Origin of the sequence: Sphingomonas parva (ex Maeng et al. 2020) (assembly GCF_004564275.1) — a bacterium.
Classification (GTDB): Bacteria; Pseudomonadota; Alphaproteobacteria; order Sphingomonadales; family Sphingomonadaceae; genus Allosphingosinicella; species Allosphingosinicella parva.
This window is the reverse complement of the sequence record NZ_SPDV01000003.1, coordinates 156,437-182,398: the sequence shown is the minus strand read 5'-3', so window position 1 is coordinate 182,398 and position 25,962 is coordinate 156,437. Positions and strand designations below refer to the sequence as shown.

Genomic DNA, 25,962 nt, shown 5'->3' with positions numbered 1-25,962 from the left:
GATCGAGGGCGCGGAGCTCGGCATCTGGACGGTCGACCCGCGCACCGGCGCGACCTGGTATTCGGATCGGTCACGCGATCTCTGGGGCGTCGGCCGCGAGCTGAACCTCAACGCCCGCATGATGAAGCAATACATCCACCCGGATGATTGGGAGAAGGTGCTGGAGCCCTGGCGCAAGGACTTCCCCAACGATCAGGTCAATTTCGAGCACCGCCTGGTCTGGCCGAACGGCGAGATCAAGTGGGTGCAGTCGATCGGAACCGCGATCCGCGGCGAGGACGGCGTCGTCCACACGCTGAGCGGCATCCATCTCGACATCACAGAGCGCAAGCAGGCGGAGGCCGAGCTCGCCCGCTCCCGCGACGCGCTGCACCAGTCGGAGAAGCTTGCCGCGCTGGGCTCGCTTCTCGCCGGCGTCAGCCACGAGCTCAACAACCCCCTCGCCGCGATCGTCGGCCAGGCGGAGATGCTGGAGGAGGACAGCCGCGGCACGATCTTCGAGGCGCGCGCCAAGAAGATCAGCGCCGCTGCCGATCGCTGCGCCCGGATCGTCCAGACCTTCCTCGCCATGGCGCGTCGCCGCGAGCCGCAGAGGAACCCGATCGATCCCAACGAGCTCGTCTCGGCGGCCTTGCAGCTTGCGGAGTATGCATTGCGCACCAGCGGCGTCACAGCCACGGTCGAATGTGAGCCGGGTGTGCCGCCGATCCAGGGCGACAAGGATCAATTGCACCAGGTGCTGGTCAATCTCATCATCAATGCGCAGCAGGCGCTCGAGGAGGGAGAGGGGCTCGACAAGCGGCTCATGATCCGTACCGCGCGCAACGAGGTCGGCAACGTTGTGATCGACGTCACCGACAACGGCCCGGGTGTCCCGACGGACCTCGCCTGCCGCATCTTCGAGCCATTCTTCACCACCAAGCCGCAGGGGTCCGGCACCGGCGTCGGCCTCTCCTTCTCGCATGGCATCGTCGAGGCGCATGGCGGCACCCTGCGGGTGCTGCAGAGCGAGGGGGGTGGCGCTACCTTCCGGATCGAATTGCCGTCCGCAGGACCGGTTGTTGCGGAGATCGTCGCCGAAGCGCACGACGATTTCGAGCCGCTGCCGGGCGCTCGCCGCAGCGCCCTCGTCGTCGACGATGAGGCCGACATCGCCGAGACGATCGGCGAATTGCTCGAGCGCGAGGGCTTCGACGTCACCGTTGCCTCGGACGGCGCCGCCGCTCTCAGGGCGCTCGATCATCGCGACTTCGATGTCGTGCTCTCCGATCTGCGAATGCCCGGCGTGAACGGTCCGGAAATGTACGAGCGGCTGCGCGAGATTCGTCCGCACCTCCTCTCCCGCGTTGCCTTCGTGACTGGCGACACGCTCGGCGCATCGATGGACGAGTTCCTCCGTGAGAGCGGCCGGCCGGTGCTCGAGAAGCCGTTCACGCGCGCCGGCGTGCGCTGCCTCGTCGCAGGGATGATCGACGCATGAGCGGCGCGGCGCACATCGTCGTGGTCGACGATGACGAGGACGTCCGCTCGACCGTCGCCGAATATCTGCGGCGCAACGGCCTTTCGGTAAGCGAGGCGGACGGCGGCGCGGCGCTGCGCGAGATCATGGGCGCGCGACCGATCGATCTCGCCTTGCTCGACATCAACATGCCGGGTGACGACGGCCTGACTCTGGCGCGGGAGATCCGCGCCTCGGGCGAGGCGGGGATCATCATGCTGACCGCGAAAAGCGACGACATCGATCGAATCGTCGGCCTTGAGATCGGCGCCGACGATTACGTCACCAAGCCGTTCAACCCACGCGAGCTGCTCGCCCGCGTTCGTTCGGTGCTGCGCAGGGCGAACCGCGGCGGCGAGGCGCCCGCCACCATGGGCCGCGAGATCCAGATGGGCAAATGCCGGCTGAACCTCGACAGTCGCAAGCTCTACGAGGCGGACGGCACCGAGGTGCCGCTGACGGCGATGGAATTCGATCTGCTCAAATGTTTCGCGGAGCATCCGCGCCGTGTGCTCACCCGCGATCAACTGCTCGATCTCGCCCACAACCGGGAGATGGAGGCGTTCGATCGCTCGATCGACACGCGCATCACCCGGATCCGCCGCAAGATCGAGCTCGATCCGGCGAAGCCGGACTGCCTGAAGACGGTGCGCGGCGCCGGCTACGTGTTCAATCCGGATTGCGGCAATGGCGGCAGCGCCGCCGCCTCCAGCGCGGCGATTGCGGCGGACTGACTCCCGTCGCGACCGGGTTCGCTCGGCTACCGCCTAAGGTCCTGGCGGCGAACAAATCGCCGCTATGCGCTGCAACAAAAGCGCCGCGGGTCTGTTCTCCGATTCAAAGGGAATGGATGCGGGTGGGGCTTGAAAGGAGCCCAGCATGTTCCGGCGTTTGATTGCGGCATTTCTTCTTGCGGCTCCGAGCGGCGCCGCCCTGGCGCAGAGCGATGAGGCGGGCGATTGGGCGCTCGCGGCGATGCCCAACGGCTGCATGGTCCAGGCCACCTCCCCAAAGGGTACGATGCTGTCGATCTGGGGCTTCGCGGGCGAGGAGAAGCTCGCTTTTCTGCTCCAGAATAGAGACTGGCGCACGCTGCGAGACGGCGACAATTACGATCTGAAGCTCGATTTCCTCGGCGTCCGCTCGCTGCCGGTCGAGGCGACGGCGCGCGAAAACATCGATCAGGACGGCCCGGGGTTCTTCTTCACGGTCGAGCCCGGCGCCGGCGCGAGCTTCCTCGATGCCTTCGCAAGCGCGGAAGGCATGCGGATCAACGAGGGCGGCCGCAGTGTCGATACGCTGTCGCTCGCCGGCGGCCGCGGCGCGATGTCCGCGCTCGCCCGCTGCCTCTCCGATCGCTGGGCCGAGGCCAGTGGGCTGCCCGAGACCGAAGAGGAAGAGGTCAGCCCCGCCGCCTCGCCGATCTGACGGCCGGCTCTCCTCCAGCGACCGCTGGACGGGGAGCTCCGTCGCGCTTCGCTATCGATAGAGGTCAGGCAGCTCGTCCTCGAACAGGATCGCCGGGTCCTGCTTGAACCGGGCGAAGTCCGCCGCACTCGGATGTCCGGGATACGGCGCGTAGAAATGGTCCTTGCGATCATTGGCAGGGTTGGCGTTGCGCCACACCAAAGCGTAAGCGATGCCGCCGCCGATAGAGGGATCCTTCAGGGCCGGGAGCAGCACTGCGGTCCACCATTCGGGATCGGGTATGGTCTCGACTCCGGTCTCGGTAAGCGCCGCGAGCTTGCCCCGCTCTCTGGCCATCTTGGCGAGCAGCCGCAGCCGGTTGACGAACACCGCCCTTGTCTCGGCAGTCTTGACGCTGTGATAATCGTCGAAGCCGAGGAGATCGATCACGTCGTCCCCGGGGTAGCGCTCGAGATACTCGGCCTCGCTGTCGAACACGTCGGTCGAATAGGCATAGAGCGCGTTGCGAACGCCTTTCTCGTCCCGCAAATAGGCGACAGTGAAGCGCCAGAGCTGCTTGAAAGCGTCGACACTGGCATGATCGCGGCCCCACCAGAACCAGCTGCCGGTGTGTTCGTGGAACGGCCGGAAGATCACCGGCACACGTCTTCCATCCTCGGTCCTGAGGCCGTTCAGGAACGCCGCCACGACGTCCAGCTTCGCCTTGTAATCGCCGTGCAACCGTCCGCCAGGGATGATCGCGTCGACAGCTCGCGCCGTGTTCCAGCTGTCGGTGTCGTTGACCGGGTTCGGCATGTGCCACGCCAGGCTGATCACGCCCCCACGGCCGAAGCCTTCCAGAATCCAGCGCCGCAGCTCCTCCGCACGCTGGGGGTCGGCAAGGTCCGGCTGGCCGTTCCTGAACAGCCGCCCGACGTCCCAACCGTAGACCGCCGGATACGCGCCGGCCACGTCCTTCACGTCCGACCGGCCCGCCTCGCCGGTCCAGCCCATGCCGTAGGCGAGGTCGTCATGGTGGCCGAACAGCACGCAGTCACGGCTGATGCGCTGCAGATTGGCGAAGAGAGCCCGCGTCTCCGGCGTCGCTTTGCGATCTGCGAGCTGGACCGCGGCGGCGCCGCCGCGCGGGCCTGGCGCGGTCGCGCAGGCGGTGAGCGCGAGCATCGCCGCGGCCAGCGCGCCGGCCTTCGCTCGAGCGATCATTGCGCCTTGAAGCGCAGCGCTGCCCCGCCGGAAGGAGCGAGCCGTAGCGTGACCGGCGCCTTCGGGCCCTTGCCGAGGCTCGATCGCTGCACATCCAGCGCCGTCGGCGTGTTGCCGTCGGTCCACGCCGTCATCTCGAACCGCCCGCTGCCGAGGAAGTCCAGCGGGAGGGTGAGGGTTCGGCCGGACTCGTTGGTCATCGCACCCACGTACCAGTCCTTCCCCTTGCGCCGGGCGATCGCGACATGCTCGCCGATCTCGCCGGCGATTGCCCGGGTTTCGTCCCAGCTGACCGGAACATCCGACAGGAAATCGAGCCCCGGCTCGGCGGCGCCGGAGTTGGTTCGATAGGCGTTCGGCGTGTCCGCGACCACCGAGAAGGGGCTTTCGTAGACGACGTACATGGCCAGGCCATGACCGCGGGTCGTTTGGACGAACGGCGGCGCGCTCCTGACCTGGAACGCCTCCGGCGCCTGGTTGCGGAAACCGCCCGGCGTATAGTCCATCGGCCCCAGCAGCTGGCGGGTGAAGGCCAGGGTGACGTTGTGCCGCGCCGTCACGCGCCGGCTCCACTTGTTGTACTCTGCGCCCATCACGCCCTCCTGGGTCAGGTAATGGGGGTAGGTGCGGGCGAGGCCGGTCGGGTGGTAGGCGCCGTGGAGGTTCACCATCAACTTGTGCTCGGCCGCCTTCTTCAGCAGCCGGTGGTACCAGTCGACCATCTGCTGATCGTCGCGGTCCATAAAATCGACCTTGATGCCCTTGATGCCGAGCCGCTCGTAGAGCGCCAGCGCCTCGTCCATCTGCGCATCGAGCGCCTTCCAGTTGAGCCACAGCCAAAGGCCGACGCCGCGCTTGCCGCCGTATTCGACCAGCTCCGGCAGATCGATCTCGGGGATGGAGCGGGTGACGTCGACGCCCGGCCGAACGACGCCGCCGCCGCCCGCACCCATGTACCAGCCCTCGTCGATCAGCATGTATTGCAAGCCGGACTCGGCGGCGAAGTCGATGAAGCGCTTGACCGTTTCGTCGTTGGTGCCCGCGGTCTTGACCCCGGCGATGGTCGGGCCGTTCCACCAGTCCCAGGCGGACTTGCCCGGCTTCACCCATGAGGTGTCGAATTCCGGATCGGGGTTGAGGTTGGTGATCAGCGTCGATTCGAGCAGTTCCGCCGGACTGTCGGCGAGCATCACCACCCGCCAGGGCGAGACGATCTCGGAGCCGATCCTGGTGCGGACCGCGACGAACGGATCCTCGAGCCGGGGCGAGAGCTTGAGCTGCGCGCCGAGCCCGCCGTCGCCCCGGCCCTGCAGGTACATGCCCGCCCAGTTCTCGAGATCCGCCTCGGCGAGCGCCAGCGTCGCGCCACCTTCGCCGGTGCTGCACATGAACGGCGCGTCGTAGAGATTGTGCTCGCGCAGCGACGAGGCGCGGACCGGGTCGAACTCGCCCTCGTGACTGGTACCGAACTTGCCGAGATTGAGGCCCCAGCAGGCATAATCGCGCGCGAAATCGAATCGCGTCATCTCGCCCATCACATTGGCGGCGGCGAGGGCGGACTGGACCGGAACGACGTAGCGAAAGGCGGCGCCGTCATCATAAGCGCGGAAGATGATCCGGAGCTTGCGGCCGGCATCGCCGCCCTCCTGCAGGTCGACCGCGAGTTCTTCGTAGCGATCGTCGACCGCGCGGGCCTTGCCCGCGGTCAGCGTGTATCGATCGGTACCGGATCGGCGTTCCGAGCCGGTCACCGCGAGGCCGTACGAGAGCCTCCCGCCCTTGTCGAGATCGAGCCCGAGGGGCGACGGCGCCAGCACCGGCTTTCCGTCGAACGTCACCGAATAGGTCGGTTGGCGCTCCGAACTGGTGCCGACGACGATCTCGACGCGCTTGCCTGGCGAGGCGAGCCTCAGGTCGGCCGCCGCCGCGGACGAAGCGCCGGCAGCGAGCAGTGCGGCGAGGATCAGGCGCCTGTTCATTTTACTCTCCCGATTACGTTCTGATTGTCAGAGCCGGCCGGCTGCGCCGACGAGGGCGATTGCTCCGGCTTCCAGGGCGAGCGGAGCGCCGGGTGCCAGCAACAGGCATTCGCCCGGTCCAGCTTCTTCGCTCGCGGACCGCGCGGAGCCTTCGAGCGGCATCACCCAGCGCTCGCGCCCGGCAAGTCTCTCCGGCACTGCCTGTGTCGACGTTGCTCGGCAGAGGATGAAATGCGGTCCGTCGACCAGCACCGCGTCGCCCAAAGCCGAGCGGCGGGCGAGATGCTCCGGATAAGGCGCGGGCATGGAGACGGCGATGCCGTCGGCAAGGTGCAGCTCGCGCGGCCGCCCGTAGTCGTAGAGGCGATAGGTCACGTCCGCATTCTGCTGGAACTCGAGCAGCGAGATACCGGCGCCGATTGCATGAACGGTGCCGGCGGGTACGAAGAAGAAGTCACCGGCCTGGACCGGCTTCCAATCGATCATGGACTCGATCGATCCGTCGAGCGCTGCCGCGCGCAGCGCCTCGGGGGAAGTCTCGGCGCGCAGGCCGATGCCCAGCGTGGCGCCAGGCTCCGCATCGAGGATGTACCAGCATTCGCTCTTGCCCTGGACAAGGCCGCGCGTCCGCGCCTGCTCGTCGTCGGGATGAACCTGGATCGACAAGTTCTCGCTGGTGAAGATGTATTTCACCAGCAGCGGCAGAGGATCGTGGTCCGGCGCGTCGAACCAGATCTCGCCGATCCGTCGCCCGCCCGTCTCCCCGAAGATCGGCGGGAGCTCGGTCCTGCCCCAGGGCTTCTCGACCTGATGGGTCTTCAGCTTCACATTCTGATCTTTCGTGCCGGAAGGATGGTGCGCAGGACCGGCTCGGCCACCGATGCCATGGCGTCATAGCCGGCCTCCGTCGGGTGGACCCCGTCGTAGGCGAGCCCGGGGCGCATCGCCTCGTCCGCCGTCGCCAGCACTCTGTGATAGTCGATGTAGATCAGACGCTCGGCGCGCGCGTAGTCGCGCAGCCAGGCGTTCAGCGTCCGGATCGGCGCGCGCGTCTCCAGGCCGGGGCGCCACGGGAAGCTCGCCGCCGGCGGGATCGAGGCGAGGATCGGGCGGATGCCGAACTGGCGCGCGATCGCGACCATCGCCCGAACATTGTCCTGCGTCATGCCCCGCGTCATCGGCCCGGTGTTGCCGGCGACATCGTTGGTGCCGGCCATGATGTGGACGGCCTTCGGCCGCAGCGCGACCACGTCCGCCATCATCCGCAGCACCATCTGCGAGGTCGTCTGCCCGCCGATGCCGCGGCCGATCCGGCCCGCGACGAAGAAGCCCGGCCTCTTGTCGCGCCATCCCTCCGTGATCGAATCGCCCAGGAACACGATATCCACCGGCGCCTTGCTCGCGATCAGTGCCTCATTCTCGGCGCGGTAGCGACCGAGCATGGCGAAGTCCTCGCGCAGTGTGCGCGCCCATTTCTCCTCCCACGTCTCGGCACCGGCCGAAGCGGCGCTCCCGGCCAGCGCGCCCGCGGCGAGCGGCGCCGCCAGCGCATTGCGTACGAAGAGGCGGCGATCGATCATTGTCCCTCCCTGTGCAGCCCCGGGGACCGCAGCGGCGCGGCCCGCCCTCGTTCTTACCTCCTGACCCACGCCGGTCCAGCCCCCTGAGCGGCTGCCTTCGAGCGGACATGCGCGCGCGACGGGAGGAGATGCTTTGCCCCGGCCGAGCCGCATGTTAGCTTCGGGACAAGGGGGACGTGGGATGAAGACTCTCGGGATCATTGCGGCCGCGACGGCCTGCGCGCTGGCCGGCTCGCCGGTGCTCGCGCAGACGATCGGCACCGATATCATCAGGAAGCCGTCGGACTGGCGAGGAACTCTGCTCGAGGGGACCGACACCCTCGTCGCGACCAACGATTACGGTCAGGCGCTGTTCGTCCAGGTCGACGACACCGTCGCGCCGACGTTCGCGCCCGCGGCGATGACGGCCGAGCGTCTCGCGAACGAGTTCAAGCGCCTGTGCATCGACACCGGCTTCGATCAGGCGCGGCTCGCCGGCGCCGCAGCCGGATCGAGCTTCAGGCTCCAGAACCGGCAGGTCACGATTGCGGGCCGCAAGGACGGCCCCGCCCTCGTCGCGAGTGTCTGGCATTCGCCCGAGGCGCGCGTGCAGATCTGGGGCGTCGAGGCCTCGGCGCTCAAGAACCGCCAGACCCTCAGCCGCTGGCGCAACGGTGCGACCTCCGGCCCGTTCTCGCCGGGCCGGACGCAGCTGCCGTCCTGCAACGTCACCGTGATGTCGACCGGCTTTGACGGCGTGGAGCCGTTCGTCGCGGCGATGAACAGAATTCTGGGCGCAGAGCCGTCCAAGTCGGTCGTCAAGCGCCAATGGGCCGATGGCCATTGGCAGGTGAAAGGGACCGGCGGGGCGGCGCGCGTCTCCTACTCGATGGTTGATCTCGACCGGACCGAGTCGCTGCTTCATGTCGCCATCACCCCTGTCGGAGCGGAGAAGGCCAAGTGAGCGGCCGCAGGATCGCGGGACCCGCGACGCCGTTGCTCCTCGGGCTGGCCGCGGCCTTGCTGCTCGGCGGATGCTCGGTCGGCGTGAAGCGCACGCCAGGCATGAAGCTCTACAGCAACGGCGACGTCGCGGCGGCGATCCCGCTGCTCGAGCGCGAGGTTGCCGCGGGCGAAGTCACCGCGCGCTACCCGCTCGGCCTCGCCTATCGCGACGGCAACGGTGTCGGGAAGGATCTCGACAAGGCCGAGATCCTCCTCACTGGAGCGGCAATCGGCGGCGACCCGCGCGCCGTCACCGCCTTGCGCCAGTTGCTCCAGGACGCGTCCCGTTGCGAGAAGGATCAGATGCTGCGCGAGCATTGGGGGACCGTCGGCACGATGTACCGCAACCTCATCACCGGCGTGGTCGAGCTGCACACGGCTGCGCCGGCGCAGCTGCGCGCAATGGCCGCGCTCTACGACGAGCCCTGCGCGGGCGCGCCGCCCCAGCCGGAAGCGGCGCGAAGCCTCCGCGCCCTGTCCGGCGGACCGCGGCACATCTGGATCTACGTGCCGGGCTGAGCCGCGGGTCGATATGCGGGTTGCGATCGCGTTGGGGCTGAAGGGCAGCGACGGACAAGCGGCTTGTGCGGGTAGCCTGCCGCTGCAGGATCCATGCCGCCGCGTTGTCCGGACGCCGGTTACTCGTCGATCCGCTTCAGCAGGGCGAGCGTGGCCGGGTCCTTGATCCGGTAGGCGAGGGCGGCCTCGGCCTCCTTCCTCGCGGCGCTGCGTTCGCCGGCCGCAAGCAATGCCGCGGCGAGATCGCTGCGGACCGGATAATACCAGGCAGGGGGATCGGTGATCAGCGAGAAACCCTCGCTTTCCTGGATCTCCGCGGCTTGGCGGAACGCCGTGGCCGCGTCTGCAGGCCGATTTTCGAGCATCGCTGCCCGGCCGTCGAGCACCCGGCGGGCGATGAAGGCGAGCTGCTGTCCCTGCTTCGCTCCCTCGTCGTACGCGCCCGCGGGGCCGACGATAGCCTCCGCCTCGACTTTCACGCCGGCCGCGTCGCCCCGCCGAGCCAGCGCCTCGCCGCGCGCATAATGCCAGGCGGCGGCGAGCACGGGCAGCCTTGGCTTGGGCAGCTTCAGCACCTCCTCGGGGTCCGCGAAACGCGCCAGGGCGAAATAGCCGCTCGCTGCTATGACCTGGCTGAAACTGCTGGCGTCGTCGCGGCTCTGCGAGCGCTCGACCAGCGGGCGGCCGAGCGCCAGCGCGGTCTTGGCGTCACCCGCCTGCAGCGCGCCACCGAGGCCGAATGTGACGTTATGGACATGATAGGGTAGCCCCCAGACGCCGTCGGGCGGCGGCAGGCCCAGGGCCCGCGCGTTGTCGATCCCGATCTCAACCGCCCGCACATTGGCGTCCGCCGCGTCCTGATAGCGCCCCACCCAATAATAGGTATGGCTCGGCATGTGGACGAGGTGGCTCGCCTTGGGCGCGAGCGCGCCGAGCCGATCGGCATAAGGCTCGGCCCGTGCGGGAACGCCGGCGATCTCGCTGGCGTGGATGTAGAAATGGATGGCTGGCGTGTCGTCGGGTCGGCGATTCAGCACCCGTTCGAGCAGCGGCATCGCCAGCTCGGCATTTCGTTTCCAGTCGTTCGGGGTCTTCGCCTTGGTCATCAGCCACGCATCGGCGGTGATCACCGCGATGGAATCGTCGGCCGGATGAGCCGATGCGAGCTTCGCCATCGCCTTGGCGAAGGCAGTGTCGCCGGGCTTGCCGCCGCCACCCTTCTTGTAGCGCCGCTGCAGCGCCGCGATCAGCGCTCGCTCGCGGTCGGTACCTTCAGCCTTGGCGAGCGTCGCCGCCTCGTTTGCCATTGCGGCGAGCGGCGCCAGCTCCGCAGCGCTCTTGCCGTAGTTGATCGTCGGCCCCGAGGTCCAGGCCAGTCCCCACAGGCACATCGCGCAGGCGGGATCCAGCCGCACCGCCTCCGCCATTGCGGCAATCGCCGCCTTGTGCGCGAAGGCATGGGCGAGCTGCATCCCGTTGTCGAAGAATGCCTGAGCCTCGGGCACTCGGGTGGTGATCGGGAATCCGCCGCTGCCGTAGCCCGGCAGGATCTGCGGGGTCTTCGGCGCGGCCGTATCCGCATGAGTCATGCCGTCGTGGGACGCCTCCGCCTTCGACGCGGGCGACGGCGCGGCGGCGGTGTGCTGCGCGGCGGCGGGCGACCCGAGTGTGAGCAGCAGCAGGACAGATAATCGGCGCATGAGCAATTCCCCCGGATGCGGAGCGTATCACGACATCGGCGGCATGAGGAACCGGGCGGATGCGGCTGACGGCGCGTTTCCTGGGCGCAGCTCGGCGAGCCCAGACGTGCCGAGCCGATTCCTCGTCCAGGTCCCAGACGGTGACCCTATCGGTCTGATCGGAAACGTTCACTTCGATGAAGAAGCGATCGTCGCAGCCTGGAACTGGCTTCGGGGCAGCGGCCCGTCTGCTCGCGGCGAGGATGGTCATGTCTCCACGACCAGCACCCGCGCGGCGCCGCGCGGGCAGGCGACATGCTCTTCACCCGCCTCGATGATGGCTGCCTGCCCCGCTTCGAGAAGCAGCGAGGACGTGCGGCCATTCTTCCGCGTACGCATCTCCACGCAACCGGACAGTACCAGGAAGAACTCGCGGTCATCGTTGCGATGCCATCGATAGGGCGTGTCGATCCAGCGGAGCTTCACCGCGGCGCCGCCGAAACCGGGGAAGTTCGGGCCGCGCCAGGCGACCGGCCCGTCGACGGCATTCGTGTCGATCTTTTCCATGGGGCCGTGCCTCACGCTGCTCGTGCTGTGCGGCCGATCAGGCCGGAAAGGTAGGAATTCCGGCGGGCAAGAAAGTCGGCCAGCAGCGCAGGAAATTCGGGGGCAACCGCCTGGCGGACGGATTGTCGCGCGCGCAGCCCGCATCGCCATGAGGAGACGCGAGTGAGTGCGTCGGCCAGGCGCAGAGCCGCCAAGGTCTCGAACGCATCGAGGTAGCGAAATACCGGCGCGAAGGCCGCGTCGACCAGGCTGAACGTCCCGCCGGAGAACCACGGTCCTGCCACGATCCGATCCACCCTTTGGAACCGGGCGATCAGGGCGAGCCGCACTGCCTCGAAGCTCGCCTCGTCGACCGCCGAATAGAGGGCGCCGATATCGGCAAGGGTCGCCGAAGCGAACTCGATCCAGGCGCGGTGCCCGGCTCGGCGGAGCGGATCTGCGGGCAGCAGCGACCCTTCCGAAATGTCGTCCAGATACTCGGCGATCACCGCGCTCTCGAACAGCACCGCGCCGTCGACCAGCAAGAGCGGCACCTTGCCGTTCGGCGACGCGCGCAGGAACCAGTCTGGGCGGTTGGCCAAATCTATCGTCACGCGCTCGAGCGGAATCGACTTCTCCGCGGCGACAATCGCGGCGCGCTGGACATAGGGGCAAAGCGGGTGACTCACGAGCTTGAGCATGGCTTTCCTTTCAGGCGGCGGCGCGGTCGGCTTCGGTGACGAAGCCGGGCCAATCGGCGAGGTAGTCGAGAAACGGCGGGCTGACGCCGCGCTCGGCCAGATAGTCTGCCGTGGCCGGGAGAGTGCGGGAACGGAAGCCGGGATGGGCGAGGAGCTGCTTGGGCAAATCCGGGTGGAGCACGGCGGCCGTGCCGATTCCGACCAGATCGGCGCCGCTCTCCAGCGCCGCCTCGATCGACCGGGCGCTCGAGAAGCCGCCGGTCAGGCCAAGCACGCCTCGGCGGCGATTCAGGGTCCTGAGCCACGTAGGGCGAGCCGCCTCCATCTCCTCGAAGACGGCAGGATGCTCCACCACGAGGTCGAGATGGTCCACGGCTCCGTCGACGAGAAGCTCACCGGCAAGCGCCAGCATCTCGTCCGGCCGCAGCCCACGATCGCGAAAGTTGAGGCGTACGCTCAGCGCCGCGGACGGTGTTCTGGTGCGGATCGCCGCAAGCACTTCGCGAAGGAGACGGGCTCGGTTGTCCAGCGATCCGCCATAAGCATCGGTCCGGCGGTTTGCCTGAGGATCGAGGAACTGGGCGAGCAGGAAGCCATAGGCGGCATGCACCTGAACGCCATGGAATCCTGCCCGGACGCTGCGCTCGGCGCCGGAAGCGAACGCATCGATCACTTCTGCGAGGTCGCCACGATTTGCGGCGCGCGCGGCCGGCGTCGGCGACGGCGCAAGCGCGCCGCCAGCAGTGCGGAGAGACCTGCCTCCGCCGTGCTGGAGCTGGACGAGGGCGATCGCTCCATGCCGTTTCACGGCATGAGCAAGACCGGTCATGCCCGGCAGAAAGGCGTCGGAGTAGGTGCCGTACTGGCCCCGAAAGGCGCGGCTGTCCGCCGTCACCGCGGCGGCCGCGGTGAGGACGAGCCCGAAGCCCCCTTGGGCGCGCATGGCGAGCCAATGCCGATCTTCGCGTGACACGCGGCCGTCCGCCAGGCTCTGCTGGGTCGTCAGCGGTGCGAACATCAGGCGGTTGCGCAGCACGTGCCCGCTCGCCAGCCGGAGCGGCTCGAACATGGAATGCATGAGGCCCTCCATCACCTTGTCGCGCTACGGGCGAGCTGTAGCTCCAGGCCCTTGCGGTCGGTCTGGATCCAATATTCGACGATCCGGCCGGCGCTGACCCGATAGACCGCCGAGCTGACCTCGATCAGCGTCTTGCCGGTCGGCTGCTCGCCATCGAGAGAGGCGAGGTGGTGGCCGGTCTGATGCCAGCGTACGTAGACTCGATCACCATCCGCGATCATCTCCTCGATCCGAAGCTCGAAATGCCCGAACATCCGGCGGAAATCGCGCACGTGCTCGGAATAGTCAGCGGGCGTGCGCACGACCGTGACTTCACTTTCCGAGACGATCTGGTGGGCTGCGACGGCCGCGGCCATGTAGCGGTCCGCAAGTTCGGGATGCGCGCCGGACCGGACATCGCGCACGAAGCCGCGAACGACCTCGACGGGCGCCACGGTCGGTGCTTCCGGGCTCGGCGTCGAGAATGCTGCGAGGAGGGAGGGAAGGAGGGCATTCATCGGAGGGTCCTGCTCTGCTTGAGATCGAGCACCAGTACGATCAGCGGCAGTTGTCGAAAAACGATAGTTTCTTGTTCTCAGGCCAAGGCAGGCTTAGCCTTCCTTCATGATTTCTCCTCCTCTCCCGATCCTGCGCACGTTCGAGGCTGCTGCCCGTCACGGCAGCTTCGCCCGCGCTGCTTCCGAGCTGAACGTCACGCCGGCGGCGGTAAGTCAGCAGATGCGCCTGTTGGAGCAGCGCCTTGGAGTGAAGCTCTTCTCGCGTCGCGCACGCGGGCTCACCGTGACCTCGGCGGGACGGGACTATGCAGCCAAGGTCGCCGGCGCGCTGGCACAGATCGAGGCTGCGACCCGCGCGCTGGGCAGCAGCGACCGTGCCGGGATCCTGCAGGTCGCGACCTTCGCGTCCTTCGCTACCTTCTGGCTGTTGCCGAGGCTGGCAGCGTTTCGAAACAGCTTCCCGGAGATAGACCTTCGTCTCTCGCTCAGCCTGCAGCTCGCCTCCTTGAGCGACGGAGCGACCGACGTCGCGATCCGCTTCGGGAGCGGCGTCTACGAGGATGGCCGTGCGGCCATCCTCATGGAGGAAAGCGCGGTGGCGGTTTGCAGCCCTTCCTTGCTGGCGGGCCGCGCCATCGCCCGAAGGCCCGATGATCTCGCCGGACTGCCGCTCATCCGCGATGCAGGGTTGATTGCGGACGAGAGCGCCTTGCAATGGCGGACCTGGATCGGGGAGCAGGAAGCACGGCACCGCTTCGTGAACATGCCCGACGGGATGATGAGCCTGCAGGCGGCCCTGCTTGGGCAGGGCGTAGCGCTCACGCGTCGCTCACTCGCCGCCGATCTGATCCGGGAGGGGCGGCTCGTCCGTCTGCTGGATGAAGAAAGGCCAACCAACTACAAGCTTTGGCTCGTCGTCCCGCATGGGCCCGAAAACCCGCGAACCTCGGCCTTTTCGAACTGGGTGCTTGATCAGGTAGGCGCTCAAAGCTGACCGGAGAGCCCCCGGCCAGCCGGCGGCGAACGCCTCCCGCCGCAGCGGGAGGCGTTCGGGTCAGACGTCGAGATTGGCGACGTTCAGCGCATTCTCCTGGATGAAGTCGCGGCGCGGCTCGACCACATCGCCCATCAGCCGGGTGAAGATCTCGTCGGCGACGTCGGCCTGGGCCACCTCGACCTTGAGCAAGCTGCGGTTTGCCGGATCCAGCGTGGTCTCCCACAGCTGGTCCGCGTTCATCTCGCCGAGACCCTTGTAGCGCTGGATCGCCATGCCCTTGCGGCCGGCGGCGAGGATCGCCTCGAGCAGCTCGGTCGGCCGGCGGACCAGCACGCCGCGTGTGTCCGGCGCGCGATCGGCGGAGGGCACATTGTCGAGCTCGGCGCCCGGCGTGTTCTCTTCCTGGCTCTCGGCCGCAGCCGCCGCCTTGAGCGACACCAGCCGCGAGCTCTCCTCATAGGTCGCGGCCTGCTCGGCGGCGAGGCCGTGGAGCTTGCGCGCCTCGGCCGAGGCGATGAACTTGTGGTCGACGACATGGTGGTCGGTCACCCCGCGCCACAGCCGGCGCAGCACGAAGTCGCCGTCGGCGCCCATCTCCCCGGTCCAGGTCGATTCCTCGTCGCCGCGCTGCAGCCAGGCCGCGGCGCGCGCCACTGCCTGCGTCCGCTGCTCGGCGGAGAGCATCGGGTCGAGCGCGCCGACCAGCGCCAGCGCCTCGATGATCGCGGGATCGTAGCGACGCGGCACGTAACGCATCAGCGTGCGGACCCGTCGCGCATGCTCGGCGAGCGAGCGCAGGTCGTCGCCGGAGCGCGGCCCCTCCCTTGTCTCGAGCAGCATGGTGCCGATGCCCGCGTCGACGAGATAATCGTCTAGCTTCGCGTCGTCCTTCACATAGACCTCGGACCGGCCCTTGGTGATCTTGTAGAGCGGCGGCTGAGCGATGAAGAGGTGCCCGCGCTCAATGATCTCCGGCATCTGCCGGTAGAAGAAGGTGAGCAAAAGCGTGCGGATGTGGGCGCCGTCGACGTCCGCGTCCGTCATGATCACGATCTTGTGGTAGCGCAGCTTCTCGATGTTGAAATCGTCGCGGCCGATGCCGGTGCCCATTGCCTGGATCAGCGTGCCGACCTCTTTGGACGACAGCATGCGGTCGAAGCGGGCGCGCTCGACGTTCAGGATCTTGCCCTTCAGCGGCAGAATCGCCTGGGTGTTACGATCGCGGCCCTGCTTGGCCGAGCCGCCGGCCGAGTCACCCTCCACCAGGAAGAGCTCGGATTTGGCCGGATCGCGCTCCTGGCAATCGGCAAGCTTGCCGGGCAGAGAGGCGATGTCCATCACGCCCTTGCGCCGCGTCAGCTCGCGGGCCTTGCGGGCGGCCTCACGCGCCGCCGCCGCGTCGATGATCTTCTGGATGATCGTGCGGGCGTGGGCCGGATTTTCCTCCAGCCACTCGGCCATCTTGTCGGCCATCAGGCTCTCGAGTGGCTGGCGCACCTCGGACGAGACGAGCTTGTCCTTGGTCTGCGAGCTGAACTTGGGATCCGGCAGCTTCACCGAGACGATCGCGGTCAGGCCCTCGCGCATGTCGTCGCCGGTCAGCGAAACCTTCTCCTTCTTCAGCGCGCCGGACTTGTCGGCATAGGCATTGAGGGTGCGGGTCAGCGCCGCGCGGAAGGCGGCAAGGTGGGTGCCGCCGTCGCGCTGCGGGATATTGTTGGTGAAGCAGAGGACCTGCTCATAATAGCTGTCGTTCCACTCGAGCGCGACGTCGATGCCGATGTCGTCGCGCTGGCCGGTCACCGAGATCGGATCCGGGATCAGCGCCGTCTTGGCGCGGTCGAGATAGCGCACGAAGGCCGCGATGCCGCCCTCGTAGAACAGCTCCACCGCTTTCTCTTCCTCGTGCCGTGCGTCGGTGAGGATCAGCCGCACGCCGGAGTTGAGGAAGGCGAGCTCGCGAAAACGGTGCTCGAGCTTGTCCCAGTCGAACTCGGTGATCTTGAACGTCTCGGGCGAGGCGAGGAAGGTCACCTTGGTGCCCTTCTTGCCCTCCGGCGCCGGGCCGTTGACCTTGAGCGGCGCTTCGGCGTCGCCGTGGCGGAAGCGCATCCAATGCTCCTCGCCATCGCGCCAGATGGTGAGCTCGAGCCACTCGGAGAGCGCGTTCACCACCGAGACGCCGACGCCGTGCAGGCCGCCCGATACCTTGTAGGCATTGTCGTCGGACGTGTTCTCGAACTTCCCGCCCGCGTGGAGCTGGGTCATGATCACTTCGGCGGCGGACACCCCCTCTTCCGGGTGGATGCCGGTCGGGATGCCGCGGCCGTTATCCTCGACCGAGACGGAGCCGTCCGGGTTCAGCGTCACGCGGATCAGGTCGCAATGGCCGGCGAGCGCCTCGTCGATCGCATTGTCGGAGACCTCGAACACCATGTGGTGGAGGCCGGAGCCGTCGTCGGTGTCGCCGATATACATGCCGGGCCGCTTGCGGACCGCGTCGAGACCCTTCAGCACCTTGATGGAATCGGCGCCGTAGCTGTTTTCACTGGGGGAAGTTGCCATGCCCAGGATATAGCGAGGCGAACCCCGGAACCCAAGGAATTTAGCGGCATTCTCGGCCTTTTTTGCGCTGCGGCAGCCTTGGCGCAGGCTCAGCGGACCGGGGCAGGAGCGGGCGTGGTCGGCGATGCCGGGGGCGCGACGCCAGCCTTCATGTCGTTGGCCGGGCTCTGGCTGCCGACGCCGCCAAGGCTCATCCAGACGACGAGACCGATCAGCGCGGCGAGCACGGTCAGGAGGAACAGGCACGAACCGCGGTTCTGCTGGTCGAGGCGCATGGCCGCTGAACGCCCGGTTCTAGCCGGGCTCCACCGTCCGACGAACCACCGGAACGGACGAGCCCGCACCACGCGGGTCCATTGCGCCCACCCCGGCGCGCTCCTAAGTCCCGAGGATGCTCGACGCCCAGAACGCACCCGCCGCGCCCGTCATCGTTCGACGTGAGGATTATCGTCCGCCGGACTGGCTGGTCCCGGAGATCGCTCTCGATTTCGATCTCGGTGCGGAGAGGACCCGGGTCCGAGCGCGTCTCAAGGTCGCTCGCAACGGCGCCCACGACCGTCCGCTCGTCCTCGATGCCGAGGGTCTGACCCTGGTCGAGGTCACCGTCGATGGCGAGGCCGCCGAACATCGGCTCGAGGATGAGCGCCTGACGATCACCGTTTCCACGGCCGCGGCCGTGGTCGAGACGCTGGTCGAGATCGGCCCGCGCGCCAACACGCAGCTCATGGGGCTCTATGAATCGGGCGGGATCCTCTGCACGCAATGCGAGGCCGAAGGCTTTCGCCGCATCACGCCCTTTCCCGATCGTCCGGACGTGCTGAGCCGCTTCACCGTCTGCATGGCGGCGGACAAGGCTGTTTATCCCGTGCTCCTGTCCAACGGCGATCCGGTCGGCGCGGGCGATCTCGACGGCGGCCGCCACTGGGCGGAGTGGCGCGATCCCTTTCCGAAGCCCTGCTATCTCTTCGCGCTTGTTGCCGGGGACCTCGTCGCCAATCGCGACAGCTTCGTCACCGCCTCCGGCCGGACGGTCGATCTCGGCATCTGGGTGCGCGAGCCCGATCTGTCGAAGACCGCGCACGCCATGGCGGCGCTCAAGGCGTCGATGAAATGGGACGAGGAAACCTACGGACGCGAATACGATCTCGCCGTGTTCAACATCGTCGCCGTCTCCGATTTCAACTTCGGTGCGATGGAGAACAAGGGCCTCAACATCTTCAACTCGCGCTACATTCTCGCGGATGCCGAGACGGCCACGGACGCCGATTTCGACGCCGTCGCAGGCGTGGTCGCGCACGAATATTTCCATAATTGGTCGGGTAACCGAATCACTTGCCGCGACTGGTTCCAGCTCTCGCTCAAGGAAGGCTTCACCGTCTTCCGCGACCAGCAATTCTCCGCCGACATGGGCTCGCGCGCGGTCAAGAGGATCGAGGACGTGCGCGTGTTGCGCGCCGCTCAGTTCCCCGAGGATGGCGGCCCGCTGGCCCATCCGGTGCGGCCCGAAAGCTATATCGAGATCTCGAACTTCTACACGGCGACCGTCTACAACAAGGGCGCCGAGCTGATCCGGATGATGCACACGATCCTCGGGCCGGAGCGCTTCCGCGCGGGCACCGATCTCTACTTCAGCCGCCACGACGGCGAGGCGGCGACCTGCGAGGATTTCGTCCGCGCGATGGAGGAGGGCGGGGGCATCGATCTCTCCCGCTTCCGCTTGTGGTACAGCCAGGCCGGTACGCCCCGCATCCGCGCCGCGCTCGCCTCGGACGACAACGGCGCGGCGACGCTGACCCTCTCCCAGCAGGTGCCGGCGACGCCGGGCCAGACCGAGAAGCAGCCGATGCCGATCCCGCTCAAGGTTGCCCTGTTCGGCGCGGACTCGGGCACCAAGCTCGAAGAGCGGCTGGTGATGCTCGAGGAGGAGCGGGCCGAGATTGCCTTTTCGGGCCTGCTCGAGCGGCCGGTTCTCTCGATCAACCGCGACTTCTCTGCACCCGTCGTTGTCGAGGCCGGCCGCGACCTTGCCGATCTCGCCTTCCTCTCGGCGCACGACGACAACGCCTTTGCGCGCTACGAGGCGATGCAGCAGCTGATGCTCGACACCCTGTTGCGCGCTGTCTCCGGCGGCCCGGCCGATCACGAACCGGTCATCGCCGCAGTACGGGAGACGCTCGCCAATCCTGCCCTGGATCACGCCTTCATTGCCGAGGCGGTGCTGCTCCCCAGCGAATCATTCGTCGGAGATCACCTCGCTGTGGTCGATCCCGACGCGATCCGCGCCGCTCGGGAGGCGCTGCGTGTCGCTCTCGGGAGCGCGCTCGAGGGGCAGTGGCGCGCCGCTTATTCCGCGACCGCGGCAAACCGCTTCGAATACTCGCCCGCGGCCAAGGGCGCCCGCCGCCTGCGCAGCGTCGCGCTCGGCTATCTGCTCGGCGCCGGCGCGGAGGATGCCGCCAAGCTCGCGATGCGTCAGTTCGAGGATGCCGACAACATGACCGATCGCCAGGGCGCGCTGACCGCTCTGGTCAACTCGGGCGCCGCCGAGCGGAACACGGCCCTCGCCGGCTTCTACGATCGCTACCGCCGCGATCCACTCGTCCTCGACAAATGGTTCACCGTCCAGGCGCTCTCGACCCGCGACGACGCCCTGGAGGCAGTCGAGGCGCTCGCCCGACACCCCGATTTCACGCTTTCCAATCCGAACCGGATGCGCGCCCTGGTCGGTGCCTTCGCCGCCAACCAGCGCGCCTTTCACGACGTCTCCGGCCGCGGCTACCGCTTCCTCGCCGACATGATCCTTGCGGTCGACCGGCTCAACCCGCAGACCGCCGCCCGGCTGGTCCCGCCGCTCGGCCGCTGGCGGCGCTTCGACGAGGGCCGCGCTGCGCTGATGCGCGCCGAGCTCGAGCGCATCGTCGCGGCGCCCGGGCTTTCGAAGGACGTGTTCGAGCAGGCCTCGAAGAGCCTCGGCTGAGCGTCTCCCCTCCCGTCGCTCTTTAGAGGGGGCCGGCTCTCAGCCGACCCAGGCGGCGACTTCGGAGGCGATCTGGTTCGCGGCCTGGTTGAGCGCGTCCGGCGCCGAAGCCGCGTCGACCGCCGCCACCGGCGCGCGGGCCTCGAAGCGGCGCGATTCGACCGCATTGGGACCACGGGCGAGAACCGCGTCGTAGACCACGACGGCCTCCGAGGTATCGGCATCGAGGCCGAACGTCGCCAGCGTGCCGCTCAGCCGTGTGCCCGGATCGAACGTGGTCTGCAGAGGATCGAGCACGACGCGGCCGGTGCGGGCGGCGATCGTCTCGCTGAGCAGGCGCGCGAACAGCGCGTCGGGATTGCCGACCCACTGAGCGTCCTTGAGATAGGCGACGCCCGTGCCGCCGGTGCGCACCGGCACTCGGGCGGTGCGCAGCTCCTGCGGCACCGTCGGGACGACGACCGTGATGGCGTCGCCGGCGCCGGCGGTGCGGCTGGCGCCGGCCGGCCGCGGCTCGCTGGCGGTAAGGCGCATCAGCACGGGCGGCGGCTTCGAGCCGAAGCTGAGGCAGCCCGAGAGGGCGAGCGCCGCGGCGAGAACGAGGATCGGGCGTGTCGTCATTTCTTCCTCGGCTTGTAGTCGGGGAGGGTCTGGCCGCCGACGATTCCGCCGACTCCCTGGGTCTCCAGCCGCTGGGACACGGCCGAGAGGCTGGCGGACATCTCGCGCAGGTCGCGGATCAGCTGACCGATTTCGGGCACCGTCTGCTTGGAGAAGGCCTGCACGCCGGGGCGCGCATCGGCGAGGACGGCGTCCAGATTCTGCATGCTGCCTTCCGCCGCCTGCACCGTCTTGCGCAAGTCGGCGATCAGCGGCCGCGCGTCCTGCTGCAGCAAGGCGTCGCTGGTGCTGGCGAGCTGGCCGAGCTGCTCGACGGCCGCGCCGGTCTGGCGGATTGCGGTCCGCGCCTCCGCCATGGTCGCGGCGATCTCGTCCGAGCGGGCGGCGAGGTTGCGGCTGATCACCTGCACGTTCTCGAGGATCGCCGCGATCGAGGCCTGGTTCCTGTCGGACAGCAATTCGGTGAGCCGCGCGGTCAGCGTCGAGACGCGATCGAGCAGCTCCGGCGCGCTGCTCAGCAGCTGGCCGATGGCGCCCGGCTTGGTCGGGATGATCGGCGCGTCATAGGGACATTGGGTGACTTCGCAGGTGATCTCCCGCGCCGGCCCGCGCCGCTTGGAATCGCGATCGGGCGGATCGAGCTGGACCTGCGAGACTCCGGTGAAGCCGACGCCGTTCAGCGTCGCCGTCGTGCCGACCAGGATCGGCGTGCTGTCACGCACCGCGATGCGCACGCGGACGAACTGCGGGGTCTTGGGCTCGAGGCTGATCGATCGGACCTGGCCCACCGGCACGCCCGAGAAGGTCACCGCCGATCCCTCGGCGAGGCCGTCCACGGCCTGGCTGAAGAAGATGTCGTATTGCTTGTCGGTATTGCCCGAGGATCCGCTCAGCCAGACGATGAAGCCGAGCACCGCGAGGATCATCGCGAGCACGACGGCGCCGACAAGAATATGGTTGGAACGCGTTTCCATCAGTCGTCAGCGCTCCCCTGCGCGGCGAGTTCGTTGCGGGCCTCCTCGGCCTCGACCGCCTCTTCGGCCGCTCGCCCCCGCGGCCCTCTGAAATATTCCTGGATCCACGCGTGATCCAAAGCCAACAGTTCCGGAATCGTTCCGACCGCCACCACCTTGCGGTCGGCGAGCACCGCCACGCGGTCGCAGATCGCGTGAAGCGTGTCCAGATCGTGCGTGATCAGGAAGACGGTGAGGCCGAGCCGCTCGCGAAGGTCGAGGATCAGCTGGTCGAAGGCCGCCGCGCCGATCGGATCGAGCCCGGCGGTCGGCTCGTCCAGGAACAGCAGCTCCGGATCGAGCGCCAGCGCGCGGGCGATGCCGGCGCGCTTCTTCATGCCGCCGGAGAGCTCGGCCGGATATTTCGGGCCGGCATCCCCGGGGAGGCCGACCATCACGATCTTGTAGGCCGCGATCTCGTCCAGCATGCGGTCCGAGAGCCGCGGATAGAATTCGCGCAGCGGAACCTGCACGTTCTCGGCCACGGTCAGCGTCGAGAACAGCGCCGCGCCCTGGAAGAGGATGCCCCAGCGCTTGCGGATGGCCTGCATCTGGGCCTCCTTGGCGCTGCGGACCGGCACGTCGAACACGCGCACGTCGCCGGCATCGGGAGTCTGGAGGCCGATGATCGACCGCATCAGCACCGATTTGCCGGTGCCCGATCCGCCGACGACGCCGAGGATCTCGCCGCGCCGCACCTCGAGGTCGAGACCCTCGTGTATGACCTGCTCGCCGAAGACGTTGCTGAGGCCGTGGACCTCGATGATGTTGTCGCTCTGCGGATCGCTCACAGCCAGCCGACCTCGGTGAAGAAGACGGCGAAGAAGGCGTCGAGCACGATCACCAGGAAGATGCCCTGGACCACCGCCGTGGTCGTCCGGAGGCCGACCTCCTCCGCGCTGGCCTCGACCTGCATGCCCTGGAAGCAGCCCGCCAGGGCGATGATCAGCCCGAACACCGGCGCCTTGACCAGCAGCTGCCAGAGATCGGTCACCGGGACGACCTCGCGGATGCGCTGCACGAAGGTGACCGGGGGAATGTCGAGGCCGATCCAGCAGAAGATGCCGCCGCCGACGATCGCGACGATCGCCGCGTAGAAGGAGAGGAGCGGCATCATCATCACGGTCGCGAAGACGCGCGGCAGGACCAGGGCCTCCATCGGCGAGACGCCGATCGTGCGCATCGCGTCGACCTCCTCGGCGAGCTTCATCGAGCCCAATTGCGCCGCAAAGGCCGATCCGGAGCGGCCGGCGACCATGATCGCCGTCATCAGCACGCCCAGCTCCTTGATCGAGCTGCGGCCGATCAGGTTGACGGTGAACACTTCCGCGCCGAACTGGCGCAGCTGCACGGCGCCCTGCTGAGCGATGACGATGCCGACCAGGAAGCTCATCAGGCCGATGATGCCGAAGGCGTGGACTCCGACCACTTCGAACCGCTGCACGACGGCGTTGATCCGGAAGCGGCGCGGCTCGCGGAACACCCGGGCGACACCGATCAGCATCGCACCAAAAAAGGCGAGCAGGCCAAGCAGGGTGCGCCCGGCCTCCACGGTGGCGCTGCCCAGCTGGTCGAGCACGCGGGTGAAGGCGGGCGGCGGATCGGGCCGAACCTTCACCGGCTGATCGACCTGCGCCATCTGCCGGAGCAGGCTCTCGTTGCCGGGGCTGGCGCCGACGACGGTGCCGCCGCGATCGCGAACCACGCGGTGGATCGTCCAGGCGCCGATCGTGTCCATCCGTCCGACCCCGGAGAGATCGAGGACGAAGTCGCGCCCCTTCATGCGATCGAGCTTGGTCGGCAGGACGCCGAGACGAGCGAGCGTCAGGTCGCCGGCAAAGCGAAGCACCCGCCGGCCGTCTTCAATCGTGTCGGTGCAGCGGGCGACCGTGCTCATGGCAGCGACATGCTTCAATTCTCGGCGATGGGCAAGCTGGACAAAAAGCCGACTTCTGTGCTTGCCCCGTCGACATGAAGGCACAGCTCGCCATTTACGACATGGATCGCACGATCACCCGGCGTGCGACCTATACGCCGTTCCTCGTTCACGCGGCGCTGCGCCTCGCGCCATGGCGGCTGGTCCTGCTGCCGGTCGTCGGCCTGACGATGCTCGCTTATGTGGCGCGGCTGATCGATCGCGGCACGCTCAAGGAATGGAATTACGATCTGCTCGTCGGCCGCGGCCGGACGGCGGCCGCGCTCGAGCCGGTGATCGAGAGCTTCGCCGACCGCCAGATCGCCTCGAACATCATGCCGGGCGCGCGGCGGCGGCTGGCGGAAGATCGCGCCGAGGGCCGCCGACTGGTCCTGGCGACCGCTTCCTATCGCCTCTATGCTGCGGCGATCGCGCGCCGGCTCGGTTTCGACGACGTCATCGCCACCGAGACGGGCCTCGACACCGAGGGGCGGGTCGTCGCCCGCATCGAGGGGCGCAACTGCTACGGCCCGGCCAAGCTCGACATGATCGAGGCGTGGATGGTGCGGGAAGGGCTCAGCCGCGACGCAGTCCACATCCGCTTCTATTCCGACCACGTCTCCGATCACCACGTCCATCGCTGGAGCGACGAGCCGGTCGCCGCCAACGCGCACGCGCGGCTGGTCAAGCTGGCGAAGCTGGAAGGCTGGCAGGTGGTGGACTGGAGCAGGGACGTCTGATCCGATGCCCTCCGCCGCCTGGTGCGGCGGAGGGGCTCCGGATCAACCCACGGCGTCGAGCGCCTGGGCGAAGTCGGCGATCAGGTCGTCCGGATCCTCGACGCCGATCGAGATACGGACGAGGTTGTCCGAGATGCCGAGCGCCTTCTTGCGCTCCTCGGGGACCGAGAGGTGGGTCATCGCCGCTGGGGCGCTCGCCAGCGTCTCGGTGCCCCCGAGGCTCACCGCCAGGTGAGCGATCTTCAGCGCGTCGAGGAAGGCGAACGCCTCCTTTTCGCCGCCCTTCAGATAGAGCGAGAAGGTCGATCCGGCGCCGGTGCAATGGCGGCGGTAGATGTCCGCCTGACGAGCGTCGCCGCCGTCCTCGAGGAAGCCGAGGTAGCCGACGCTCTCGACCTTGGGATGATCACGCAGGAAGGCGCACACCTTGGCGGCGTTCTCACCCGCCTTGGTCATGCGCAGCTCCAGCGTCTCGAGGCTGCGCAGCAGCATCCAGGCGGTGTTCGGATCGGTGATCGTGCCGATCGTGTTGCGCATCATCCGGATCGGGTCGAGCAGCGCCTTGGCCCCGACGACGCCGCCGGCGACGAGGTCGGAATGGCCGCCGGCATATTTGGTCAGCGAGTAGATCGACAGATCGGCACCGTGGTCGAGCGGCTTCGCCCACAGCGGACCGAGAAAGGTGTTGTCGATCGCGATCGGCGGCCGCTCGTCGCCGAAGATCTTCGCCCGCGCCGCGGCGACGGCCTCGACGTCGACCAGCGCGTTGGTCGGGTTGGCCGGGCTCTCGAGGTAGATCAGCGGCACGCGTCCCATCGCCTTGGCGCGGCCGAGCACCTCCTCGATCTCCGCCTGCTCGGCGCCTGCGGGGAAATCGAGCCACTGCACGCCGAACCGGCCCAGGATGCGGCCGATCAGGGTCTCGGTCGCCGCATAGAGCGGCCCGGAGTGCACGATCACGTCGCCCGGCTGGACGAAGGTGAGCAGCAGGGTGGCAATCGCCGACATGCCGGACGAGAAGGTGAGCGCGTCCTCGGCGTCCTCCCAAAGGCTCAGCCGATCCTCCAGGATCTCCTGGTTCGGGCCGTTGAAGCGCGAATAGACCAGACCCTCGGCGCCGCCCGGGCGCTTGCCGGTCACGCCCTCGAAGAAGCGCTTTCCGGCGGCGGCGTTCTCGAAGACGAATGTCGAGGTGAGGAAGATGGGCGGCTTCAGCGAGCCTTCCGACAGGGCCGGGTCGAAGCCGTGCCCCATCATCAGGGTCGCCGGCTGGAGGCGGCGTCCGCCGACCTCGCGCACCGAGTTCTTCGGCCGGCGGCGCGGCGTCGTGCCGGTCAGCTCGGATTCGTCTTCTTGCATTGAGCCTCTCCAATTTGATTGGCAGGGCCCTAGCCGAAAAACGACGCCGCCCGCCAGTGCTCCGCCCCAGTGCCCCGCCGAGG

24 protein-coding genes are annotated in these 25,962 nt (G+C 68.0%); 8 read left to right on the top strand and 16 right to left on the bottom strand.

Going from position 1 to position 25,962, the window contains the following annotated elements:
- From E2493_RS03270 to E2493_RS03260, 3 genes are all read left to right on the top strand, one after another.
- On the top strand, positions 1 to 1,480 hold a 1,480-nt coding region (locus E2493_RS03270), incomplete at its 5' end, for a hybrid sensor histidine kinase/response regulator (protein WP_135083655.1).
- Complete coding sequence (locus tag E2493_RS03265) at positions 1,477 to 2,232, top strand: response regulator (protein ID WP_135083653.1); 756 nt, start codon at positions 1,477 to 1,479, stop codon at positions 2,230 to 2,232. The genes E2493_RS03270 and E2493_RS03265, both read left to right, overlap by 4 nt.
- Before the next feature lie 145 nt (positions 2,233 to 2,377).
- Positions 2,378 to 2,926, top strand: coding sequence for a hypothetical protein (locus tag E2493_RS03260; RefSeq protein WP_135083651.1), 549 nt, complete (start codon positions 2,378 to 2,380; stop codon positions 2,924 to 2,926).
- 51 nt (positions 2,927 to 2,977) lie between these two features.
- Here the strand turns inward: E2493_RS03260 and E2493_RS03255 are convergent, their stop codons facing one another.
- Genes E2493_RS03255 through E2493_RS03240 form a run of 4 tightly spaced genes read right to left on the bottom strand, consistent with a single transcriptional unit; the run spans position 2,978 to position 7,688 of the window.
- The gene (locus E2493_RS03255) at positions 2,978 to 4,129 is read right to left on the bottom strand and encodes a glycoside hydrolase family 26 protein (protein ID WP_135083649.1); all 1,152 of its coding nucleotides are present in this window, start codon (positions 4,127 to 4,129) and stop codon (positions 2,978 to 2,980) included.
- Positions 4,126 to 6,108, bottom strand: coding sequence for a glycoside hydrolase family 97 protein (locus E2493_RS03250; RefSeq protein WP_135083647.1), 1,983 nt, complete (start codon positions 6,106 to 6,108; stop codon positions 4,126 to 4,128). Before E2493_RS03250 ends, E2493_RS03255 begins: the two co-directional genes overlap by 4 nt.
- Before the next feature lie 27 nt (positions 6,109 to 6,135).
- A complete protein-coding gene (locus E2493_RS03245; RefSeq protein ID WP_135083645.1) occupies positions 6,136 to 6,936 on the bottom strand; it encodes a class I mannose-6-phosphate isomerase in 801 nt (266 codons plus the stop codon).
- Positions 6,933 to 7,688 (bottom strand): GDSL-type esterase/lipase family protein, encoded by a 756-nt coding sequence (locus tag E2493_RS03240; protein ID WP_135083643.1) that lies wholly within the window; start codon positions 7,686 to 7,688, stop codon positions 6,933 to 6,935. Before E2493_RS03240 ends, E2493_RS03245 begins: the two co-directional genes overlap by 4 nt.
- 181 nt (positions 7,689 to 7,869) lie before the next feature.
- Here E2493_RS03240 and E2493_RS03235 point away from each other — a divergent pair, with 181 nt between their 5' ends.
- Together E2493_RS03235 and E2493_RS03230 are read left to right on the top strand one after the other, a co-directional pair.
- Complete coding sequence (locus E2493_RS03235) at positions 7,870 to 8,631, top strand: hypothetical protein (RefSeq protein ID WP_135083641.1); 762 nt, start codon at positions 7,870 to 7,872, stop codon at positions 8,629 to 8,631.
- On the top strand, positions 8,628 to 9,191 hold the full coding sequence (locus E2493_RS03230; RefSeq protein ID WP_135083639.1) for an SEL1-like repeat protein: 564 nt from the start codon (positions 8,628 to 8,630) through the stop codon (positions 9,189 to 9,191). Before E2493_RS03235 ends, E2493_RS03230 begins: the two co-directional genes overlap by 4 nt.
- A gap of 119 nt (positions 9,192 to 9,310) precedes the next feature.
- Here the strand turns inward: E2493_RS03230 and E2493_RS03225 are convergent, their stop codons facing one another.
- From E2493_RS03225 to E2493_RS03205, 5 genes are all read right to left on the bottom strand, one after another.
- Complete coding sequence (locus E2493_RS03225) at positions 9,311 to 10,891, bottom strand: hypothetical protein (protein ID WP_135083637.1); 1,581 nt, start codon at positions 10,889 to 10,891, stop codon at positions 9,311 to 9,313.
- Between the two features lie 246 nt (positions 10,892 to 11,137).
- Positions 11,138 to 11,437 (bottom strand): cupin domain-containing protein, encoded by a 300-nt coding sequence (locus E2493_RS03220; RefSeq protein ID WP_135083635.1) that lies wholly within the window; start codon positions 11,435 to 11,437, stop codon positions 11,138 to 11,140.
- Positions 11,438 to 11,448: 11 nt separating this feature from the next.
- The gene (locus E2493_RS03215; protein WP_135083633.1) at positions 11,449 to 12,117 is read right to left on the bottom strand and encodes a glutathione S-transferase family protein; all 669 of its coding nucleotides are present in this window, start codon (positions 12,115 to 12,117) and stop codon (positions 11,449 to 11,451) included.
- Positions 12,118 to 12,127: 10 nt separating this feature from the next.
- Positions 12,128 to 13,195 (bottom strand): oxidoreductase, encoded by a 1,068-nt coding sequence (locus E2493_RS03210; protein ID WP_167737358.1) that lies wholly within the window; start codon positions 13,193 to 13,195, stop codon positions 12,128 to 12,130.
- Between the two features lie 11 nt (positions 13,196 to 13,206).
- The gene (locus E2493_RS03205) at positions 13,207 to 13,692 is read right to left on the bottom strand and encodes an ester cyclase (protein ID WP_225421115.1); all 486 of its coding nucleotides are present in this window, start codon (positions 13,690 to 13,692) and stop codon (positions 13,207 to 13,209) included.
- Positions 13,693 to 13,798: 106 nt separating this feature from the next.
- Between E2493_RS03205 and E2493_RS03200 the strand changes: the two genes are divergently transcribed.
- Positions 13,799 to 14,686, top strand: a complete 888-nt coding sequence (locus E2493_RS03200; protein ID WP_135083629.1) for a LysR substrate-binding domain-containing protein — start codon at positions 13,799 to 13,801, stop codon at positions 14,684 to 14,686.
- Between the two features lie 60 nt (positions 14,687 to 14,746).
- Here E2493_RS03200 and gyrB read toward each other — a convergent pair whose 3' ends face one another.
- Both gyrB and E2493_RS03190 read right to left on the bottom strand, forming a co-directional pair.
- Positions 14,747 to 17,254 (bottom strand): DNA topoisomerase (ATP-hydrolyzing) subunit B, encoded by a 2,508-nt coding sequence (gene gyrB, locus E2493_RS03195; RefSeq protein ID WP_135083627.1) that lies wholly within the window; start codon positions 17,252 to 17,254, stop codon positions 14,747 to 14,749.
- A gap of 89 nt (positions 17,255 to 17,343) precedes the next feature.
- Positions 17,344 to 17,529: a hypothetical protein gene (locus tag E2493_RS03190; protein ID WP_135083625.1), complete on the bottom strand. Its 186-nt coding sequence runs from the start codon at positions 17,527 to 17,529 to the stop codon at positions 17,344 to 17,346.
- 116 nt (positions 17,530 to 17,645) lie between these two features.
- On the opposite strand from E2493_RS03190, the gene pepN reads away from it, so the two are divergent.
- On the top strand, positions 17,646 to 20,231 hold the full coding sequence (pepN, locus tag E2493_RS03185; RefSeq protein WP_135083623.1) for an aminopeptidase N: 2,586 nt from the start codon (positions 17,646 to 17,648) through the stop codon (positions 20,229 to 20,231).
- A gap of 39 nt (positions 20,232 to 20,270) precedes the next feature.
- Here the strand turns inward: pepN and E2493_RS03180 are convergent, their stop codons facing one another.
- The 4 genes from E2493_RS03180 to E2493_RS03165 are packed head-to-tail and all read right to left on the bottom strand — an operon-like array spanning position 20,271 to position 23,762.
- On the bottom strand, positions 20,271 to 20,852 hold the full coding sequence (locus tag E2493_RS03180; RefSeq protein WP_135083621.1) for an ABC-type transport auxiliary lipoprotein family protein: 582 nt from the start codon (positions 20,850 to 20,852) through the stop codon (positions 20,271 to 20,273).
- Positions 20,849 to 21,826 carry an MlaD family protein gene (locus E2493_RS03175; protein WP_135083619.1) on the bottom strand — a complete coding sequence of 326 codons (978 nt, stop codon included), beginning with the start codon at positions 21,824 to 21,826 and terminating at the stop codon, positions 20,849 to 20,851. The genes E2493_RS03180 and E2493_RS03175 overlap by 4 nt, the downstream gene beginning before the upstream one ends.
- Positions 21,826 to 22,656, bottom strand: a complete 831-nt coding sequence (locus tag E2493_RS03170; protein ID WP_404828286.1) for an ABC transporter ATP-binding protein — start codon at positions 22,654 to 22,656, stop codon at positions 21,826 to 21,828. The genes E2493_RS03175 and E2493_RS03170 overlap by 1 nt, the downstream gene beginning before the upstream one ends.
- Positions 22,653 to 23,762 (bottom strand): MlaE family lipid ABC transporter permease subunit, encoded by a 1,110-nt coding sequence (locus E2493_RS03165; RefSeq protein ID WP_135083615.1) that lies wholly within the window; start codon positions 23,760 to 23,762, stop codon positions 22,653 to 22,655. Before E2493_RS03165 ends, E2493_RS03170 begins: the two co-directional genes overlap by 4 nt.
- Positions 23,763 to 23,836: 74 nt before the next feature.
- Between E2493_RS03165 and E2493_RS03160 the strand changes: the two genes are divergently transcribed.
- Positions 23,837 to 24,520, top strand: a complete 684-nt coding sequence (locus tag E2493_RS03160; RefSeq protein WP_135083613.1) for an HAD family hydrolase — start codon at positions 23,837 to 23,839, stop codon at positions 24,518 to 24,520.
- Positions 24,521 to 24,562: 42 nt separating this feature from the next.
- Here the strand turns inward: E2493_RS03160 and E2493_RS03155 are convergent, their stop codons facing one another.
- Positions 24,563 to 25,879, bottom strand: coding sequence for a cystathionine gamma-synthase family protein (locus tag E2493_RS03155; RefSeq protein WP_135083611.1), 1,317 nt, complete (start codon positions 25,877 to 25,879; stop codon positions 24,563 to 24,565).
- Positions 25,880 to 25,962 lie beyond the last annotated feature (83 nt).